Source organism: Streptomyces sp. NPDC002835 (assembly GCF_053591995.1).
Map to the genome: position 1 here is coordinate 1 of NZ_JBSFUW010000024.1, position 19,624 is coordinate 19,624.

Sequence of the window (19,624 nt, forward strand, 5' to 3'; positions counted from 1 at the left end):
CGGGCGCCCCCCCCCCGGTGCGGGGGGGGGGGGGCCCCCGGCGTGGGGGGGGGGGGGGGGGGGCCGGGGGGGGGGGGGCCCCCCCCCCGCCACGGGCCCCTCGCGTGCCCGCGGGCGCCGCGCGGGCTACGAGGCCGAGGGCCGCGCAGCACCGGGACCGGCCGCCCGTACGCGGTCGCCGACGCCATGAGCACGCCTGACGCCCCCGCCGTCGCAAGCGCGTCAGGCGAAGACCACGCAGGACGCCGCCGGGACGGCGAGCGTGCCGGACAGGTGTGGGGTGCCGGTGGTGGGGTCGATCGAGAACCATGTCACGTCGCCCGAGCGCTCGTTCGCCGCGTACAGCCGGCGGCCCGTCGGGTCGAGGGCCAGGTCCCGGGGCCAGTGACCGCCGCACGGGACCGTGGTGACGAGCGTCGCCCGTTCGCCCGTCGGGTCGAGCGTGAGGACGGCGATGCTGTCGTGGCCGCGTACCGCCGCCCACAGGTGGCGGCCGTCGGGCGCGACGACCGGTGCCGACGGGTAAGCGGGGCCGGCCGTGCCGTCCGGGACCACGGCGGTCTCGCCGACCGGTTCGAGGAGGCCCGCCGACACGTCCCACCGGCACACGGTGACGACGGGCTCCAGCTCGGCCAGCACGTACACGTGTCGCCCGTCCGGGTGGAAGGCGAGGTGGCGCGGCCCCGTGCCGGGGCGCAAGGACGTCTCGCGGTGCGGAACGAGCGTGCCCGCGGCGGTGTCGAGCGCGCAGATCCGTACGGAGTCGGCGCCGAGGTCGACGCTCAGGATCCAGCGGCCGGTCGGGTCCGGCAGCACCTGGTGGACGTGCGGCCCGCCCTGCCGTTCGGGGTCCGGGCCCGCGCCCTCGTGCGGCAGGACGCCCGTGAGCGGGCCGGGGGTGCCGTCGGTGCCGACAGGCAGGACGCTGACGCTGCCGGAGCCGTAGTTGGCGGTCAGCACGTGGCCCTGCGAGAGCGCGAGGTGCGTCGGGTGGCCGCCGCCCACCGGTACGCGCCGCCCGATGGGGCGCGGGGCCGCGCCGGTGGCGTCGAAGGAGACCACCGCGCCGTCCGGGGTCTCGGAGACGGCGTGCAGGACGGTCCCGGCGCCGGTCGTCACGGCGGCGAGGTAGGACGGGTCGGCCACGGCGTCGCTCACGCCCGTTTCGGTCAGCGCTCCGGTCTCCGGGTCGACGGCCGCGGCCACGATCCCCCGCCCGCCCGCCGAGGTGTACGAACCGACGTAGGCCCGCCCCGCGTCCCCGCCCGCCCCGGCCGACCTGCCGGCTCCGAACGCTCCGACCGCCACTGTGTCCGTCCCCTCGCCGGATCTCCGGAGCGTCCGTCCGGGATCGCGCTCACGCCTGCCGACGGCACGTTAGCAGTTGGTTCAGACCAATCCAGGGCTCAGGCCGGCACAAGAGGCGCGCGAGGGGACGTACGCACGGGAGTGGCCAGCTCGGCGAGCGCCCGCTCCAGGTCGTGCAGATGCCTGAGCGCGGCCTCGGCGCCCGGGTGGTGGTGCTGGGGCACCGGGACGATCTCCACGGCGACCGGCGCCGACGGCGGCGCCACCAGGGCGTGGACCGCGGCCTCCACCCGTCCGCATGCCGCCGCGAGGCGGGCGTCGTGGGAGGCCTGGGGGTCCGCCGCGACGGCGGCCAGGCCACGGACCTCACGGGCGCAGTCGTCGAGGAGCGCGATGACATGACGGGCTCGCGCCTTGCGTGCGCGCAGCGGCGAGAGGGGGTGCGTCAGCGGCCCGAGCGACTGCCGGACCCTGCCGAGAAGGCTCTCGAGCTCGGTGACGTACGGGGCCGGGTCGGCGTCCGGGGAGCCTGCCAGGCGTGCGGCGGCCTCGGCGGTGCAGCGGTGCACACAGCGCACGGCCTGCTCGATCCAGGCGTGAGTGGTGGCGTGGGTGGTGACGGGCAGGACGAACAGCACGGCGAGCGTCGCGCCCAGGGCGCCGACGGCCGTCTCCGCCAGCCGGAGCACCAGCAGAGCCGGCTCAAGGAAGCCGAGCAGGCCGTACAGCAGGCTGACGAGGACCGTCACGGCGAACATCATCCAGCTGTACGAGACGGCAGCGGTGTAGAAGATGCCGAAGACGCACACGGCGACGAGGGCCGCCGTCGGCGCCGTCGCGCCGTGCAGCGGGACGGCGACCAGGGCCCCGGCGCCGATCCCGATCAGCGTGCCGAGGACCCGGCGGAAGCCGCGGACCAGGGTCTCGCCGCGCGAGGAGGTGTTGACGAAGACCCACCAGGCGGCGCCGACGGCCCAGTACCAGCGTTCGCCGGAGAGGACCTGGCCGGCGACGAGCGCGAGCGCGCCGGCGGCCACGACCTGGACGGACTGCCGTGTGGTGACGCGGTCCAGCCCGGTGCCGCCCGGCAGCGCGGGGACGGCCGGCGGCGGCAGCCGCCGCTCGTAGCACCAGAGGCCGAAGCGGACCGCGGAGGAGGCCAGGACGGCCAGGATCACGGCGGCGTACACCTCGGGCAGCTGCCGGGGGCCGGTGTGCAGGAACTGCGCCACGAAGAAGGTCATGAACCCGAAGGTGCCGAGCGCATGCCCGCGCGGGCCCCATCGCCGGGCGTACACCCCGGCCCCGGCGACGGCGAGGAACGCCAGGTCGCGCGGTACGGGATGGTCGTGCAGCCCCGCGGCGAGGGCGAGCACCGGGAGGCCGACGGCGGGCAGCAGGACGGTGGTGACCCCCTGGCCGCGGACGGTCCGGTCGGTGACGGTGAAGAGGGCGAGCAGCGCCGCGAGGCCGCCGGTGACGACCGCGGGCAGGTCGAGGCCGGCGAGAGCGCACACGGCGACCGCCAGTCCGATGCCGAGCACGGCCCGGACGGCGCTGCGCAGGCGCAGCCGTCCCGGGTCCGCGGCGACGAACATCCTCTTCAGCACTGCTTACCGCCCCCACTTCGTTCGGTGTGAATCCGGCGTGGATCCGGCACGCGGCCCGGCACACGACCAGGCATGCGACCGGCATGAAAAAGGCGCCGCGGAATCCCGCAGCGCCATCGACCACACCATGACACCATCTTCCCGCCCGTTGGCTCAACTCGCGAGCGATCGACTGGGCCATTGGCACGCCCATGCGCATCACACCCAGCCAGGAAACCGGCCATTGGCCCACCCGCCGCGGCCACCGGCCGCTCGACGGCCCGCACCCCGGCCGTCCGGCCCGCGGGGTGGTGCACCCGCCGCCCCTGGGTACCCGCCGTGTTCCGGAGGGCGGCGGCCACGTGGAGCCCGCCGCACCGGAGCGCGCACGGGAGGTGCGATCCCATGGCAACGGCAACGCAGACGGTCTCCCTCGACGCCGACGGCATCACCCTCACCGGAGACCTGGTCCTGCCCGACGCCACCCGCGGCATCGTGTGCTTCGCCCACGGCAGCGGCAGCTCGCGGCACAGCCCGCGCAACCGGGAGGTGGCCGGGGTGCTGCAGCGTTCCGGGCTGGCGACGCTGCTCATGGACCTCCTCGGCGAGGACGAGGAGCGCGTGGACCGGGTCACCGCCGAGCTCCGCTTCGACATCCCGCTGCTCGGCCGGCGGGTGACGGCGGCCATCGACCGGCTCGGCGAGCGCGCCGACACGGCCGGCCTCCCCCTGGGCCTCTTCGGCGCCAGCACCGGCGCCGCCGCCGCGCTGGTGGCGGCCGCGGAGCGGGCGGACCGGGTCCGCGCGGTGGTGTCCAGAGGCGGCCGGCCGGACCTGGCGGGCGCCGCGCTCCCCGCCGTACGGGCCCCGGTCCTGCTGATCGTCGGCGGCGAGGACCGGCAGGTGCTGGGGATGAACGAGGAGGCGGCCGCCGAGCTGACCGCCGAGCACCGGGTGCTCGTGATCCCGGGGGCGACTCATCTCTTCGAGGAGCCGGGAACCCTGGAAGCGGCGGCGGACGCGGCGCGCGACTGGTTCCTCGGGATGCGGGCCGACGGAGGGTGAGCCGACAGAGGGTGAAACGGACCCCCGTCCGTCGTGAGCGCCCCGGACCCGACCGTACGCACACCCTCGGCGACCGACCCCGAAAGCGGATCAAGTGCTAGAAAAGAGGCATAACGGGCCGGTCACCCGGCTCTGATGTGCAACAAGCGGCCCCTCGCCGACGCAGCCACCCGGCGCCGGCGCCCAGATCCGGGAAGTGGAGCGCTATGAACGGGCACAGGCCCGACCCGTCGCGGCGCCCGCTGCGGGGCAGGCGGGAATCACTGCTGGGGGCGCGCAGCGTCGCCGGGCAGGTGCTCCTGCTGCAGATCGCGGTCGCCGTCCTGCTGATCGCCGCCGCGGTGGTCCTGCTCGTACTGCAGGCGCGGCACGACAGTGAGCAGAGCGCCCAGAAGAAGTCGCTCGCGACCGCCGCCGCCTTCGCCCGTGCCCCCGGCACCGCGGCCGCGCTCCAGTCACCGGATCCGGGAGCGGCTCTCCAGCCGCTGATGGCGGAGACCGGGCGGGCGGCGGGGGTCGACTTCATCACCGTGATGGCGCCGGACGGGACCCGGTACGCGGACAGCGACCCGAGCCTGATCGGACAGCGGAGCTCGGGCGTCGAGCGGGCGGCGCGCGGGGAGGCGTTCACCGAGATCTTCGAGGGTGCACCCAACGACGCCGCCCGGGCGCTCGTGCCCGTCACCGGCCCCGGGGGCAGGGTCATCGGCCTGGTGCAGGCCGGTGTCGAGATCGAGAACGTCGGCGACGCCGTGGACCGCCAGCTGCCGATGCTGCTGGCCTCCGCCGCGGCGGCACTCGCGCTGGCCACCGTCAGCGCCGCCCTGGTGAGCCGCCGGCTGCGCCGCCAGACGCGCGGCATCGGCCCCACCGAGATGACCAGGATGTACGAGCACCACGACGCGGTCCTGCACGCCGTGCGCGAGGGGGTCCTGATCGTCGGCGGTGACGGGCGGCTGACGCTGGTCAACGACGAGGCCCGTCGCCTTCTCGAACTGCCGCCGGACGCGGACGGCCGCCATGTCGCCGATCTGGGGCTCGACCCGGGCGTCGCGGCCCTGCTGGTCTCCGAGCGGTCCGTGACCGACGAGGTCCACCTCGCCGGTGACCTGCTGCTCGCCGTGAGCACCCGGCCCACGGCACCGTACGGCGGCCACTTCGGCACCGTGGCGACGCTGCGGGACACCACCGAGCTGCGCGCCGTGTCCGGCACCGCGGAGACCGCCCGGCGGCGGCTGAAGATCCTCTACGACGCCGGGACACGGATCGGCACGACGCTGGACGTGGTGCGCACCGCGGAGGAGCTGTCGGGGGTGGCGGTCCCGCGGTTCGCGGACTTCGTCACGGTGGAGCTGCTGAATCCGGTGCTGCACGGTGACGAACCGTCCGGCACGGCGCCGACGGAGATGCGCCGCGCCGCGCTGACCGGCATCCGCGCGGACCACCCCTTCCAGCCGGTGGGCGACGTGATCAGCTTCCTCGCTCCGGCCACCCCGATGGCCGAGGCCCTGGCCGGCGGGCACGCGGTGCTCGAAGCGGATCTGACGGTCGCCGACAGCTGGCGGGCCCAGGACCCCGCGGGGGCGGACCAGGCCCTCGCCTACGGCGTCCACTCGCTGATCACGGCTCCGCTGCAGGCCCGCGGGGTGGTGCTGGGCATGGTCAACTACTGGCGCTCCGAGCGGGAGGAACGCTTCGGGGAGGAGGATCTGTCCTTCGCGGAGGAGCTGGCGGCGCGCGCCGCCGTCGCCATCGACAACGCCCGCCGCTTCACCCGCGAGCACACCATGGCGGAGACCCTCCAGCGCAGTCTGCTGCCGCACGTCCTGCCCGTGCAGGGGGCCGTGGACATCGCCTACCGGTATCTGCCCGCGCAGGCCAGGGTGGGCGGCGACTGGTTCGACGTCATCCCGCTGCCCGGCGCGCGGGTGGCCCTCGTCGTCGGGGACGTCGTCGGCCACGGACTGCACGCCGCCGCGACGATGGGCCGGCTGCGGACCGCGGTCCACAACTTCTCCACCCTCGACCTGCCGCCGGACGAGCTCCTCACCCGGCTCGACGAGCTGGTGGGCCGCATCGATCTCGAGGACTCCGGCGGCGAGGGCGAGGGGATCACCGGCGCCACCTGTCTGTACGCGATCTACGACCCGGTCTCCGGCCTGTGCACCTTCGCGACGGCCGGTCATCTGCCGCCGGCCCTGGTGCGTCCCGACGGAAGCGTGGAGTTCCTGGAGGTGCCGGTCTCCCCTCCCCTGGGCCTGGGCGGCTTCCCGTTCGAGTCGGCGGAGGTCCGGTTGCCGGAGGGCAGCCGCCTCGTGCTCTACACCGACGGTCTCGTCGAGCATCGGGACCGCGATCTGGACGCCGGTCTGGAGCAGCTGCGCACGGTCCTGGCCGACCATGTCGACCGGACGGCGGAGGAGACCTGCGAGGCGGTGTTCGACGCCATGGTGCCCGAGTCCCGCCGGGACGACATCGCGCTGCTGGTGGCCCGTACCCGGCTGCTCGAAGAGGACCGGATCGCCACCTGGGACGTTCCGCGCGATCCGGCCGCCGTCGCGCCGGTGCGCAGCGCGTGCAGCCGCCAGCTCGACGCGTGGGGGCTGGAGGAGACGGGCTTCACCACCGAGCTGGTGCTGAGCGAGTTGATCACCAACGCGATCCGCTACGGCACCGAGCCGATCCGGGTACGGCTGCTCTACGAGCGGACCCTGATCTGCGAGGTGTCCGACGGCAGCAGCACCTCGCCGCACCTGCGGCGGGCCGCCACCACCGACGAGGGCGGCCGCGGACTGTTCCTCGTCGCCCAGCTCGCGGCGCGGTGGGGCACCCGGTACACACCGACCGGCAAGGTGATCTGGACGGAGCAGCCACTGACCGACGGGCAGCCGTCGGCCGAGCTGCTGCTGTCCGCCGGCACCGACTGGTGAGGCGACGGGTCACCGGCCGGCCCCGGGCCCGCCGAGCTGGGCCATTGGTACGGTGGGACTCCGTGAAACGCGCCGCGAAAGGGCCCGATGGACCATGGCGGTGGACGAGCTCGACACCCGCATCCTGCGTCTGCTGATCGAGCAGCCGCGCACCAGCGTCCGTGAGTACGCGCGCATCCTCGGCATCGCGCGCGGCACTCTGCAGGCCAGGATCGACCGGCTCGAACGCGACGGCGTGATCACCGCGACCGGTCCCTTCCTCTCCCCCGCCGCGCTGGGCCACCCGGTGCTGGCGTTTGTGCACATCGAGGTGACGCAGGGGCATCTGGACGAGGTGGGCGACGCGCTGGCGGCCGTGCCGGAGATCATCGAGGCCTTCTCGATCACGGGCGGCGGGGATCTGCTGACCCGGGTCGCCGCACGGGACAACGGGCATCTCGAGGACGTGATCCAGCGGCTGATCAACCTGCCCGGCGTGGTCCGCACCCGTACCGAGATGGCCCTGCGCGAGCGGGTGCCGTACCGGCTGCTGCCCCTGGTCGAGTCGGTGGGCCGGTCGGCCGGCGGCCGGCGCTGAAGAGGCGCTTGGCATCCTGGAGGGCATGAGCACCCCGCGCACCCCTTCGGTCATCTTCGATCTCGACGGCACACTCGTGGACAGCGAGCCGAACTACTTCGAAGCGGGGCGCCGTGTCCTGGCCACGCACGGGGTGCTCGGCTTCGACTGGGACGAGCACAAGCGGTTCATCGGCATCGGGACCCGCGAGACGCTGGAGGTGCTGCGCGCCCGGTACGCCATCGACGCCCCGGTCGACGAGCTGCTGGCCGCCAAGAACCGCGCGTACCTGGAGCTGGCGGACACGTCGACCGTGGTGTTCCCGCAGATGCGCGAGTTCGTGGAGCGCCTGTCGGCGGCGGGCGTCCCGATGGCGGTGGCGTCCGGCTCGTCCCGGGCGGCCATCGAGGCGGTGCTCGCCGGCACGGGTCTGGCCGACCACATCGCGGTGACCGTCTCCGCGGAGGAGGTCGGCCGCGGCAAGCCGGAGCCGGACGTCTTCCTGGAGGCGGCCCGCCGTCTGGACGCCGCGCCCCACGACTGCGTGGTCCTGGAGGACGCGCCGCCGGGAGCGGCGGCCGCACAGGCGGCGGGAATGCGGTGCATCGCCGTGCCGTACGTCGAGGACACCGCCGACGCCGCCGCGTTCCTGGCGGCGGACCTGCTGTTCGCGGGCGGGCAGCGCGAGTTCACGGCGCAGGCCGCGTACGAATGGGTCACGGGCACGGGGTGACGGCCGGTCCCGGGAGCGGCCCTCGGACGCGACGCCCCCGACCGTGAGCCGCCTCCGGCAGGCAAGGGCCGCCGGCCCGGTACGGCCCCCGCGGTCAGCGCTCCCGGCGCCGCTTCCGGCAGGCAAGGCCCTCCGGCCCGGGGCGGCTTCCGACCCGGGCCGCTTCCGGCGCCCGCGAACGGAGACTCAGCCGAGGAGGGCGAGCAGCTCCCGCTCGCGCCGCGCGCTGAGACCGGCGCGGCGCGGCCGGTCCAGTCCCTGCTCGCGTTCCCAGGCCAGCGTGTCGGCCAGCGTGCGCGCGGCCGGCCGGTGGCGGAGCCCGGCCGCGCGCGCAGCCGACCCGTTCCGGGCCGACCAGCCCCGCAAGGCCGGGTCGGCCAGCCACATGGGCAGCGACTCGGCGCCCATGTACTCGGCCACGCCGTTGGCGAGCAGCCAGGCCGGGTCGGCGGTGACCACGGGACCGGTGTGCCCGCCGATCTCGCGGGACAGCTCGATCCATCGGCCGAGCGGAACGACCGGGCCGACGGCGTCGTACGTGCCGGTCGTCCCCTTCTCGGCGGCGTCGAGCAGCCAGGCGGCGAGGTCCCGCACGTCGACCGCCTGGGTCGGCAGGTCCGGTGCGTCGGGCGCCAGCATCGGTTCCCGTGGTCCACGGGCGGCACGGGCCACCCAGTAGCCGGAGCGTCCGCTGTGGTCGCCCGGGCCGCCGATGAGGCCGGCGCGGGCGGTCAGGAGGCGGGCGCCCACGGCGGCCGTCGACGCCTGCTCGCAGGCGGTCTTCGCCTCGCCGTACACCGACCGGTCGGCCTCTTCGCGCTCCGTCGGAGCGAGCAGCGGCGCGGACTCGTCGGCGTCCGCGGTGGCGTGGGAGGCGTAGGCGCTGACGGACGAGACGTAGGTCCAGTGCCTCGTCCGGCCGCCCAGGGCCGCCAGCGCCCCGCGGACGAAGCCCGGCTGCCACGACACCTCGACCACCGCGTCCCAGTCGCGGCCCTGCACCGGCTCGTACGCCGCGGGGTCGCACCGGTCTGCGGCCACCAGCGTCGCCCCGCGGGCGACTTGTCCGCTTTGGCCGCGGGCGAGACACGTCACCCGGTGGCCGCGCTCCACCGCCTGCCGCGACAACTGCCTGCCGACCCATGCCGTTCCGCCCAGAACCAGGATGTCCATGCCGTCAGCCAACCACCGACGGCGGGAGGCGCCCGGGGAAATTAGCTGACGGCAGACCTGTTCCGCCCGGCCGCCGAGGAGCCGGACTCCCCCCGCGGGGGCGGCGCCGGGGCTGTGCCATACTCAGCGCGCTCGCTGCCAGTTCCATAGTCGTGGGGATCACCGTTGAAGCCCGTGCTCGCCGTCCTCGGTGCCCGGCCCGCCGTCAGGGCCGCCGCCGTCACCCGGGCCGCCGCGCCGGTGGAGACCCCCGCCCGGGCAACGCCCGGCGTCCGCGCGGGACTCGGCACATGAGCGGCATAGAACTGGCCACCCCCTATCTGGACACGGACGCCGACCAGCTCTCCTTCACCCTGGGTCGGCCCGCCCGCGAGGCACTCGCCGTACGTGATCTGACCGTCGGCGGTCTGGACGTCCAACTCCGGCTCCTGGGCGCCTCCCACCAGGTCTTCGCGGGTCCGGTACGCGAGACCGTGGCCTGTCTGCCCGGCGTCGAGGGAGGGCTGCCGGACTCGGCGGCGCAGGAGTTCGACGGCTGGTCGTACCACTTCAGCGCCCGCGTCGAGCACTTCACCACGGCACGGTTCGCCGAAGAGGTGGCGCTGATCCGCGGCCGGGCCGACGCGTCCCCCGAGACCGCGCTGTACGGGGTCTTCCCGGGCTCCGTGGAGGCCGTCACCGCGCTCACCGTCGAACGCCACGGCACCGGACTGGGCTGGCGCACCTGGCACACCTACCCGCAGAGCCGCCAGATCGTGGCGACGCACACCCGGCTGGAGGCCCGATGAAGACCGCCCGAATCATCTGCGTGACGCTGTTCGCCCTCGTCGCGCTCACCGCATGCGGCGACGACCCGGAGGACGCCAACGCCGTGCCGACCAACTGGATCCGCCAGCAGTACAGCGGCAACGGCGTCGGCTATGTCGACAGCAGCGACGCGACGTCCAAGGTGGCCAAGGAGATCGACGGCCACACCGCGGCCGGCGGACGTATCGACGACGACGGCAAGGTCTTCCTGCGCTACCGGAACGACATCGTGGCGATCACCCCGCTCAAGAGCGGCAGCCGGATCGAGATCGACACCTACCGCAGCGGCTACCACCGCTGGAAGACGCACATCCGGTCGGTCTGGCCGGACCCGGACAACGACTCGTTCCGCGGCGGCGGCCCCGGCTCCGGCAAATGACCGACCCCGGTCCTCCCTCCACCCGAACTCCTCGACGACGTCCCCGAAAGGCACCCCCGTGGCAGAGATCTTCGAGTCGGCAGGCATCGCCCTGCTGTACGGTCTGGTCGGTTTCTTCGTGATGGCGGTCGGCTTCATCGCGCTCGACCTGGTGACGCCCGGCAAGCTCGTCCATGTGGTGTGGACGGAGCGCAACCGCGGCGCCGCGGTCCTCCTCGCCGGCCAGACGATCGCCATCGGCCTCGTCATCGACCAGTCGATCCGGGCCAGCGAATCGGAACAGGGCCTCGGCCTCGGCCTGTTCAGCACCCTGTTGTACGGCTTGGCCGGCGTCGTCGTGATGACGTTCATCGCCATCGTGGTCGGTCTGCTGACGCCCGGCCGCCTCGGCCACGCCGTGCTGGACGACAACGGCGACCGCCCGCACCCCGCCGCCTGGGTCCAGGCCGCCATGTACATCGGTACGGCCTTCATGGTCGGCGCCGCGGTCTCCTGACCCCCCGATGAGCACCACCACCGCGGACCGCACCGCCACCCCCTCTCCCGCCGCGGAAGCCGCGCCCGCCGGCCATTCGCGGGGGGCGCGGTTCCTGCTGCTGTTCTCGGTGTTCCTCTGCGCGGCCTGCGGGCTGGTGTACGAGCTGGCGCTGACGGCGCTGGGCAGCTATCTCATCGGCAACTCGGTGATGCAGACCTCCGTGGTCATCTCCGTGATGGTCTTCGCCATGGGGATCGGCTCGCTCGCGGCCAAGCCGCTGCAGCGGCGCGCGGTCGGCTCGTTCGCCCTGGTGGAGGGGGTGCTCGCGCTCGTCGGCGGCCTGTCGGTGCTGGTGCTGTACGTGTCGTTCGCCTGGCTGCGGATCTATATGCCGTCGATGGTGGTGGTCACCTTCGCCGTCGGCCTGCTCATCGGGGCGGAGATCCCGCTGCTGATGACGCTGCTGCAGCGCATCCGGCGGCAGGAGGCGGGCAGCGCCGTCGCGGACATGTTCGCCGTCGACTACATCGGGGCGCTGGTCGGCGGGCTGTGCTTCCCGCTGCTGCTGCTTCCCGCCTTCGGGCAGCTCAAGGGCGCGCTGGTGGTGGGGGCGGTCAACGCGGTCGCCGGGGTCGTCGTCGTGCTGTGGATCTTCCGCAAGGAGACCCGCCGCGTCGTACGGGTGTCGCTGCTGGCCGGCATGGCCGGCGTCCTCGCCGTGCTCGGCACCGTGTACGCGCTGGCCGACGACATCGAGGTGACGGCGCGCCAGCAGCTGTACCGCGACCCGATCGTCCACGCGGAGACGACCCCGTACCAGGACATCGTGGTCACCCGGTCCACGGCCTTCACCGGTGAGCCCGACATGCGGCTGTTCCTCAACGGCGATCTGCAGTTCTCCTCCGTCGACGAGTACCGCTACCACGAGGCACTGGTCCACCCCGCCCTGTCGGGGAAACGTTCCTCGGTGCTGATCATGGGCGGTGGCGACGCGCTCGGCCTGCGGGAGGTGCTGCGTTACGACGACGTCGAGGAGGTCACGCTCGTCGACCTCGATCCGGCGATGACGAGGCTCGCCCGCGACTTCGATCCGCTGCGCGAACTGAACCGCGACGCCCTGGCCGATCCCCGGGTCACCGCCGTCAACGCCGACGCCTTCAACTGGCTCCGGGACGCCGGGCAGCGCTTCGACACGGTGATCATCGACTTTCCCGACCCCGACAACGCGGCGCTGGCGAAGCTCTACTCCGTCGAGTTCTACCACCTGCTCAGCCACGCCCTGAAGCCGGAGAGCCAGGTCGTGGTGCAGGCCGGCTCCCCCTTCTTCGCCCCCAAGTCGTACTGGTCCATCGCCACCACGATCGGCGAGGCCGGCTACCGCACCACCGAGTACCAGGTGGACGTGCCCAGTTTCGGCAACTGGGGCTTCGTCCTGGCCGTGCCCGGGAAGAGCGGCCCCGCGCCGGACCTGCGGCTGCCCGGGGAGGCGCCGCCGCTGCGGTTCCTGGACGACGCCGTCCTCGACGCCGCCACCGTCTTCCCGGTGGACCGCCGCCCGCTGGACGTCAGGGCGAGCACGCTGATGGACCCGGTGGTGCTGGAGTACACACGTAGCGAGTGGCAGAACTACTGAGCCCGCCGGGCTCCCCTCCCGCAGCCTTGCGATCGCGAATCGATCGGTGACTCAGACGGCTGAAGTGCCGTACTTCCGGCCTGTATCCACGCCTTCCCTCATCACGCCGACCTTTGCTCCGACCAATCTCCTCACACCCTGAACCGCCGCCGGGCACCCGTGAACGGGACCGGCCGCTCCGCGCTGCCCGGACCTCGCGCACCGATTTCCTACTGGGGGGTAGGCCGATCCCGGCCCCTTGCTATACGGTCCGTCCAACAGCTTGTTAGACGCCACATCTAACAAGGTGCCGCGCCCCTGCCCGACAGCGTTCCGAGGAGTCGCTCACATGGCCAGCAGCACCGTTCGACCGAAGACGCAGGACCGGACCCCGCAGTACGACGTCGCCCGGCGGTTGCTCGACTCGGCCGCGATGCTGGCGTACGACCCCGCCACCGAGGTGGACTGGGAGACGCCCCTGGACAAGGACTTCCACGGCGCGAGCCCGGAGTGGAGCACGCTCTACGGCACCGCCTACTGGCAGGAGATGACCGACACCCAGCGCAAGGAACTGACGCGCCAGGAGGCGGCGTCGGTGGCCAGCACCGGCATCTGGTTCGAGATGATCCTGCAGCAGATGGTCCTGCGCGACCTCTACGCCAAGGACCCGACCGACGACCGGTTCCAGTGGGCGCTCACCGAGATCGCCGAGGAGTGCCGACACTCGATCATGTTCGCCCGCGGCGCCCAGAAGCTCGGCGCACCGCCCTACCGGCCGCACCGCGTCGCCGTCGAACTCGGCCGCGCCTTCAAGACGGTGGCGTTCGGCGAGGCGGCGTACGCCGCGATCCTCGTCGCCGAGGAGGTGCTGGACGTCATGCAGCGCGACTGGATGCGGGACGAGCGGGTCGTGCCGTTCGTCCGCACCATCAACAACATCCATGTCGTCGAGGAGTCCCGGCACATGAAGTTCGCCCGCGACGAGACGCGCAGGCACCTCGCGCGCGCCGGCCGCGTACGCCGCCACATCAACGCCTTCGTCGTCGCCATCGCGTCCTACTTCATCGTCACCAGCATGGTGAACCCGAAGGTCTACGAGAACGCCGGCCTCGACGAGGAGCGCGCGCTGCGCGAGGCGAAGGCCAACGAGCACCACAAGTCGATGATGCGGTCGAGCTGTTCGGGCCTGATGGAGTTCCTGGCCTCCGCCGGCCTGCTCACCAGGCCCGCGCTGTTCTTCTACAAGCGCGCGCACCTCATCTGACCGGACCAGAGCCGACCCGAGACGAACCGAGCCGAGCTGACGACATGACCTACGCCATCACCCAGACCTGCTGCAGCGACGCCACCTGCGTCGCCGTCTGCCCGGTCAACTGCATCCACCCCACCCCGGAGGAACGCGCCTTCGGCAGCACGGAGATGCTCTACATCGACCCCCGGTCCTGCATCGACTGCGGGGCCTGCGCGGACGCCTGCCCGGTCGACGCGATCCACCCCGTGGACGCGCTGTCCGGCGCGCAGCGGGAGTACGCCGCGATCAACGCCGCGTACTTCGAGGACGAGGCGCCGGAGCCGGCCGGTGACAGCCCGAACTTCCACGTGTGGGGCGAGCCCTCCTTCGACCGCTCCCTGCCGTCCGACTTCGCGCCGATCCGGGTCGCGGTGGTGGGCACAGGGCCGGCGGGCATGTACGCCGCGGAGGACCTGCTGCTGCACACCAACGCCGAGGTGACGCTCGTCGACCGGCTGCCGGTGGCCGGCGGTCTCGTACGGTACGGGGTGGCCCCGGACCACCCCGGCACCAAGAAGGTCGGCGACACGTTCGCACGGTTCCACACCCACCCGCGGGTGCGGATGCACCTGGGCGTCGAGGTGGGCAAGGACATCAGCGCGGAGGAGCTCGCCGCGCACCACGACGCGGTGATATACGCCGTCGGAGCCTCCACCGACCGCCGCGTCGGCATCCCGGGCGAGGACCTGCCCGGCAGCCTCTCCGCCACCACGTTCGTCGCCTGGTACAACGGCCACCCGGAGGTCGCGCCGGACGCGGTCGATCTGTCCGCGGAGCGGGTGGTCGTCGTCGGCAACGGCAACGTGGCGCTCGACGTCGCCCGGATCCTGGTCTGCGACCCGGAGTCGCTGGCCAGGACCGACATCGCCGACCACGCCCTCGCCGCGCTGCGCGCCGGCTCGGTGCGCGAGGTGGTGCTGCTCGGACGCCGAGGCCCCGAGGACGCGGCCTGCACCCGGTCGGAACTGCTCGCGCTCAAGCATCTGCCCGGGGTCGAACTCGTCGTGGACGACCACGATCCGCGCATCGGCGCGAGCATCGACGCCGCCGGGCCGAAGGACAAGGCCGGCGACCTGCGGGACGTCACCCGCCGCACGGTCGACTGGTCGCAGCCGCCCGCACCGGGCCGGCGGATCGTGTTCCGCTTCCACTCCGCGCCCGTGGCGGCGCTCGGCGAGGGCGCGGGCGAGGGCGCTGTGCGCGCGGTGCGCGCCAGCGGCTCCTCTGTGGAACGGGAGATCGCAGCGGGCCTGCTGCTGCGGGCCGTCGGCTACCGCGGGGTGCCCGTCGCCGGTCTGCCCTTCGACGAGGCCACCGGCACGGTCCCGCACGAGGGAGGCCGCGTGAGCAGCCGGCCGGGGACGTACGTCGTGGGCTGGATCAAGCGCGGGCCGTCGGGCGGCATCGGCGCCAACCGCACCTGCGCCGCGGAGACGGTCGGCACGCTCCTCGCCGACGCCGTCGCCGGCTCACTGCCGTCGCCGACGCAGCCCGCAAAGGCGTTCCGCCGCCTCGTACGGAGCCGCAACCGCCAGGTCGTCGACGCTCGCGGCCTCGCGGCCATCGAGCGTCCCGAGCTGGCCCGTGGCCGGGACGACGACAGATCACGGGTCAAGCTGACCACGGTCCGCGAACTCGTGGGAGCGGCGAGGGGCGCCCGCCTGCGGCTGCCGCGCTGACGGCCGGGGTCCACCGAACTCGCGGCTGAAACCCGCGACCTTGATGGGACGGTTCAGGGCGCGGGGACCCCACGCAGGAACCTCCTCCAACCGTTCGCGATTCTCGAACGGCTGGAGGAGGTTCCTGCAGACCTCAGTTGAGGTAGGCGAACGACCGCACCTGGGTGGGCGTGAGGGCTCCGCTGAAGACACGGACGGTGTCCGCCCCGCCGTGGAAGTACTCACCCCAGCCGCCGTCGGCGGTGTGGCCACGGCCGATCTGCAACGGGCCGGAGGCGCTCCACGAGGCGTTGAACTCGCCAGTGGCCACGGGCTCGCCCTCGACGTACAGGGTGATGTGGCCCTCGGAGTCGTCGTACACGACGACCACTTCGTCGGTGTTGGCCGTCAGAGCGCCCGGCCCGGCGACAACGGTCTGTGCGGCGCCCGGTCCACTGCCGTCGGTGAGGATCAGCTGCCACTCGGACGCGGCCGGGTCGTAGCGGACCTTGAAGGCGTCGCTGTCGGCGTCGCCCTGGGACAGGACCGTCATCGGCCGGCCGGGGGTGATGTCGGCGAAGCGGACCCGCAGACCGACGCTGAAGCTGTCGGCGGTGTCCACGACGGGGCCGTCGGTAGCGGCGTAGTCGTCCGTGCCGTCCAGGGCCAGGTGGTCGTTGCCGTCGAGGGCACCGGCCGGGAAGTCGACGCACTCGGGGTCTTCGATGCAGGACCAGTAGTCGGGGGTGTAGAAGCCGGCGCCGCCGTGCAGCGTGAGCGGCCTGTCCTCGTACCAGTCGGGGATCACACCGCCGTCGGTCCGCTCGATGTCCCAGGCGGCGACCAGGTCGGCCGGGCGGGAACCCAGTCGCTCGATCTCCTCACGGGACACGACCCGGTCCCAGACGCGGACGTCGCCGATCCCACCCTGCCAGCGGGCACCGGCATTGCCGCGGGCGCGGCCGATCTGGAAGGCGCCGGGGGCGGCCACCGGGGCGACGCCGGTCCGGGAGGCGACCTCCTTGCCGTTGACGTAGAGGCGCAGGGTGTTGTCCTCGGTGTCGTACAGGCCGGTCAGGTGGACCCAGCCGCCGACGGAGGCTCGGCCGCCGGTAAGGGTCGTGGCGCCGTAGCGGAAGGCCCAGGTGGCCGGGCCGCCCTCGGCCGGGCGCAGGCCCAGGGTGAAGGCGGAGGTGCCGTCGGCCGCGTCCTGGCTGGCCACCGTCATCGGGGAGCCGGTCGCGGCGGGGCGGACCCAGGCGGACAGCGCGAACGTACCGGCGGTGTCCGTCGCCGGGGCGTCCGGGGTCAGGTAGCTGTTGCCCCGGCCGTCGAGGGTGACGGCGGAGGTGAGGCCGGTGCGGGAGGGAGCGGGGCCACCGAAGACGACGCCGTCCTCGGCGCGGGCCACTCGGCCGGCCTCGGCGGCGGCACTGTCGGCGCCGGCCGGATCGGCGAGTGTCCAGTGGGCGACGGGGGTACGGCCGACGGCGACGCGTATCTCATGAGTCGTCCTGGAGCTGGCCCGCCCGGCCCGGTCGACTGCGTGGACCTCCAGGGCGTAGGGCTTGGCGTCCTCCGGCATCCACCGGATGGTGACCGGTCCGCCCGGTTCCTCGGGCCGGACCCGCTTCGGGGCGGAGCCGAGGAAGGAGTAGACGTACTCGACGACGTCCTCGGACGGGGAGTCGAACGTGAAGCTGCCGTAGACGCCGACGCCGTCGTGCCAGCCGCTGCTGTCGTCCGGGTACTGCTCCGAGACGACCGTCGCCGGCTCGGGGCTGACCCGGTCGATGACGAACCGGCAGGAGAAGCCGGGGTTTTCGTCACTCCAGGCGGAGGTCGCGCCCTCCGCGTCGACGGCCCGGACATGCCAGGAGACGACCGTGTCGGCCGGAAGGTCGGAGGGGGTTCGCCACAGGTGGTTGGTGGGCAGACCCACAAAGGCGGAGGTGTAGGTCCGGCGTTGCTCGGCTCCGTCGGCGTCGGTCCACCAGGCCTCGAACTCGGCACGGGCCCCATTGCTCTCCCACTCCTCGTTGTCCTCCGCCGTGTCCTCGACGAAGGCCCGGAGTTCGGGCTCCCGGGGGACGTAGACGGGCTCGTCGGAGCAGGGCTTGGTGAAGTCGACGGTGAGGGTGTCGATGCCCGGTTGCAGCGGCGGAAGGTTCCCCCCGGCCGCCGTGGCGGCGCCTGGGGTGGCGGCAAGCAGCACGACTGCCACCCCCGTCGCCGCGGCGGCGGATCTGACGCGCCGGCCGGAGTATGCGTTCATTCGGTTGGGTCCCCCTGTTTTGGGTGCCAGGCCCTGCGCGGGGGCGGTTCGCCGCCTTCAACTCGCGCAGGAGGCCAGCGAAGTTGCATGACTATAGATCGCTCTCCGAACGCATTCAAAACACTTTCGGCGTCCACGCCCCCGTGACACCTCCACCCCGCCCGGCGCCCCTCCCCCGGCTGCTGCCCCGACGCCCGGGGAGCGGTCCGTCGCCGACCGGCGGGCGCCGACTCTGGCGCCGGGCGGGGCTCGGGGCCGATCCGTCGCGGAATACAGCACAGCGCCCCCTCATGACTCCGGCCGTGAGGGGGCGCTTTCGTACGTCTGGCCCGCGTTCTTCTCCGCCAGCCACTCCACGTAGTTCTTGGAGGCTCCGCTGCCCTGCCTACCGGGCGAGATCTTCATGATCGCGTGGTCCTTCTCGGGGTTACCGCTGAGGTACGCCTCGGTCAGGACATAGGGCAGGCCGTCCACACGGAACCGGATGCTTCCGTCGGGGTAGGCGCTGACGCGCACCCTCCGGCCGTCAGGAAGGGTGACATCTTCGGTGAAGTGCGCCTTGACGGGTTGGTCAGCCATACAGACCTCCAGGTCATACCGGCTCGGCAGGGGCGGCCACCGTACCGTCAACCCCCTGCGCCGCGGCAGTGGTTCGTGTGCCGCACGTCAGTCGTCGAGGTCTACGGCGAAGTCGACAACCGTGGAGTCGCCGCGGCGAACGATCGGGCGCGCGATGTCCACGATCCGGCCGGAAAGTACGATGAGCGGCGCTCCTCGAACATCGAGGAGCGCCGCTCCCGTTCTCGCCGGAGGCCTCGTGGACCTGATGCAGACCCTCGACGGCTACTTCGGTGGCTGGTCCTTCACGTTCACCACCCTGCCCCCGCTCGAGGCACTGCAGGCTGTGGAAACCGTCTCCGTCCACCCCGTGGAGAACCCGCTCGATGTGCTCCCACGAGGAAGGAGACGAAGGCCTTGCTGAAGACGGTGTTCTTCTCGTCGCCGGCCGCGTGCACCCCGGCTGGAGCGTCATCATCGAGACCAGCGGCTGTACGGGACTCGTGGGAGCCGAACGGTCCGTTCTCCTCGACCTGTGCAGCGCCGGGTATCCCGCGATGACCGTCTTCAAGAATCCCAACCGTCTCGAGTTGCTGTACGCGGACCTCGACGACAGGTGGGGCGGCATGGCGCTCGACAGCGGGATCCGATGGGGCGAGATGAGCCCGCCCGTCTCGGCTGGACTCACCGCGGCCGGGTTTCTCCCCGATGGCCAAGGAATCTCCACGGAGATCGCCGACCGTGCGTACGACGATCTCGCGCAGCGCGCTGTCGCCGCAGTGACGGGAGTATCCCTGGACGATGTCGGGACAGCCGGCGGCTGGGCCTCGGGGATGGTCCTGGCGGAGACGGCAGCGACGCAGGTCTCGCGGAGCAGATCCCTCCGTTGACCGCCGCGTAGCGACACCGGCCGGATCGTCCACACCAGTGCCCGGCAGATCGCGGGGGATGCTCACGGAGCCGCCCCTGTCGAGCTGCTCGCCGAGCCTGGGCCCGCTGCCCTACTCGGCCCATGCTCTCGACGCCCCCGTCGAGCGCCTCGGGGCTCGCGCGCCCGCCCGGCCGGCCTGAGTGTGTTCGGTCCGCTCCGACCCGCGTCGGCCGGACCTCACCGACTCGCAGTGGGCCACGGTCGCCCGCCGCCTGGTGTCCGCCGTCGCGATCGGCCGGCCGGGAGACAGCCGCCGGCACGCATGAACGGGCATTGTCTGC

Annotated in this window: 18 protein-coding genes; 13 read left to right on the top strand and 5 right to left on the bottom strand. The window is 73.0% G+C overall.

What is annotated here, in order from left to right; all coding sequences use genetic code 11:
• Positions 1–222: 222 nt before the first annotated feature.
• A complete protein-coding gene (locus ACWD01_RS23865; RefSeq protein ID WP_451164819.1) occupies positions 223–1,308 on the bottom strand; it encodes a lactonase family protein in 1,086 nt (361 codons plus the stop codon).
• 98 nt (positions 1,309–1,406) lie between these two features.
• Positions 1,407–2,918 (bottom strand): FUSC family protein, encoded by a 1,512-nt coding sequence (locus ACWD01_RS23870; RefSeq protein WP_451164820.1) that lies wholly within the window; start codon positions 2,916–2,918, stop codon positions 1,407–1,409.
• 384 nt (positions 2,919–3,302) lie between these two features.
• Here ACWD01_RS23870 and ACWD01_RS23875 point away from each other — a divergent pair, with 384 nt between their 5' ends.
• The 4 genes from ACWD01_RS23875 to ACWD01_RS23890 all read left to right on the top strand — a co-directional run bounded on the left by ACWD01_RS23875 (position 3,303) and on the right by ACWD01_RS23890 (position 8,181).
• On the top strand, positions 3,303–3,962 hold the full coding sequence (locus tag ACWD01_RS23875; RefSeq protein WP_451164821.1) for a dienelactone hydrolase family protein: 660 nt from the start codon (positions 3,303–3,305) through the stop codon (positions 3,960–3,962).
• A 206-nt stretch (positions 3,963–4,168) separates the two neighbouring features.
• A complete protein-coding gene (locus ACWD01_RS23880; RefSeq protein WP_451164822.1) occupies positions 4,169–6,892 on the top strand; it encodes a SpoIIE family protein phosphatase in 2,724 nt (907 codons plus the stop codon).
• Positions 6,893–6,986: 94 nt separating this feature from the next.
• Entirely contained in the window at positions 6,987–7,469 is a 483-nt protein-coding gene (locus ACWD01_RS23885) for an Lrp/AsnC family transcriptional regulator (RefSeq protein ID WP_356898803.1), read from the top strand.
• Positions 7,470–7,494: 25 nt separating this feature from the next.
• Positions 7,495–8,181, top strand: coding sequence for an HAD family hydrolase (locus tag ACWD01_RS23890; RefSeq protein ID WP_451164823.1), 687 nt, complete (start codon positions 7,495–7,497; stop codon positions 8,179–8,181).
• Positions 8,182–8,367: 186 nt separating this feature from the next.
• Here ACWD01_RS23890 and ACWD01_RS23895 read toward each other — a convergent pair whose 3' ends face one another.
• A complete protein-coding gene (locus ACWD01_RS23895) occupies positions 8,368–9,354 on the bottom strand; it encodes an NAD-dependent epimerase/dehydratase family protein (RefSeq protein WP_451164824.1) in 987 nt (328 codons plus the stop codon).
• A gap of 165 nt (positions 9,355–9,519) precedes the next feature.
• Between ACWD01_RS23895 and ACWD01_RS23900 the strand changes: the two genes are divergently transcribed.
• From ACWD01_RS23900 to ACWD01_RS23930, 7 genes are all read left to right on the top strand, one after another.
• Positions 9,520–9,648 carry a hypothetical protein gene (locus ACWD01_RS23900; protein ID WP_451164825.1) on the top strand — a complete coding sequence of 43 codons (129 nt, stop codon included), beginning with the start codon at positions 9,520–9,522 and terminating at the stop codon, positions 9,646–9,648.
• Positions 9,645–10,142 (top strand): DUF2617 family protein, encoded by a 498-nt coding sequence (locus ACWD01_RS23905; protein WP_451164826.1) that lies wholly within the window; start codon positions 9,645–9,647, stop codon positions 10,140–10,142. Before ACWD01_RS23900 ends, ACWD01_RS23905 begins: the two co-directional genes overlap by 4 nt.
• Positions 10,139–10,540 (top strand): DUF4247 domain-containing protein, encoded by a 402-nt coding sequence (locus tag ACWD01_RS23910; RefSeq protein ID WP_451164827.1) that lies wholly within the window; start codon positions 10,139–10,141, stop codon positions 10,538–10,540. The genes ACWD01_RS23905 and ACWD01_RS23910 overlap by 4 nt, the downstream gene beginning before the upstream one ends.
• Before the next feature lie 58 nt (positions 10,541–10,598).
• On the top strand, positions 10,599–11,036 hold the full coding sequence (locus ACWD01_RS23915; protein ID WP_451164828.1) for a DUF350 domain-containing protein: 438 nt from the start codon (positions 10,599–10,601) through the stop codon (positions 11,034–11,036).
• Positions 11,037–11,043: 7 nt separating this feature from the next.
• Entirely contained in the window at positions 11,044–12,651 is a 1,608-nt protein-coding gene (locus ACWD01_RS23920; protein ID WP_451164829.1) for a polyamine aminopropyltransferase, read from the top strand.
• 328 nt (positions 12,652–12,979) lie between these two features.
• On the top strand, positions 12,980–13,894 hold the full coding sequence (locus ACWD01_RS23925; RefSeq protein WP_451164830.1) for an AurF N-oxygenase family protein: 915 nt from the start codon (positions 12,980–12,982) through the stop codon (positions 13,892–13,894).
• 44 nt (positions 13,895–13,938) lie between these two features.
• Entirely contained in the window at positions 13,939–15,600 is a 1,662-nt protein-coding gene (locus ACWD01_RS23930) for an FAD-dependent oxidoreductase (protein WP_451164831.1), read from the top strand.
• 133 nt (positions 15,601–15,733) lie between these two features.
• On the opposite strand, the gene ACWD01_RS23935 is transcribed toward ACWD01_RS23930, so the two are convergent.
• Both ACWD01_RS23935 and ACWD01_RS23940 read right to left on the bottom strand, forming a co-directional pair.
• Complete coding sequence (locus ACWD01_RS23935; RefSeq protein WP_451164832.1) at positions 15,734–17,854, bottom strand: LamG domain-containing protein; 2,121 nt, start codon at positions 17,852–17,854, stop codon at positions 15,734–15,736.
• A 288-nt stretch (positions 17,855–18,142) separates the two neighbouring features.
• A complete protein-coding gene (locus ACWD01_RS23940) occupies positions 18,143–18,433 on the bottom strand; it encodes a hypothetical protein (RefSeq protein WP_451164833.1) in 291 nt (96 codons plus the stop codon).
• 238 nt (positions 18,434–18,671) lie between these two features.
• On the opposite strand from ACWD01_RS23940, the gene ACWD01_RS23945 reads away from it, so the two are divergent.
• On the top strand, positions 18,672–18,836 hold the full coding sequence (locus ACWD01_RS23945; protein WP_451164834.1) for a hypothetical protein: 165 nt from the start codon (positions 18,672–18,674) through the stop codon (positions 18,834–18,836).
• Positions 18,799–19,302: a hypothetical protein gene (locus ACWD01_RS23950; RefSeq protein ID WP_451164835.1), complete on the top strand. Its 504-nt coding sequence runs from the start codon at positions 18,799–18,801 to the stop codon at positions 19,300–19,302. Before ACWD01_RS23945 ends, ACWD01_RS23950 begins: the two co-directional genes overlap by 38 nt.
• Positions 19,303–19,624: the final 322 nt, after the last annotated feature.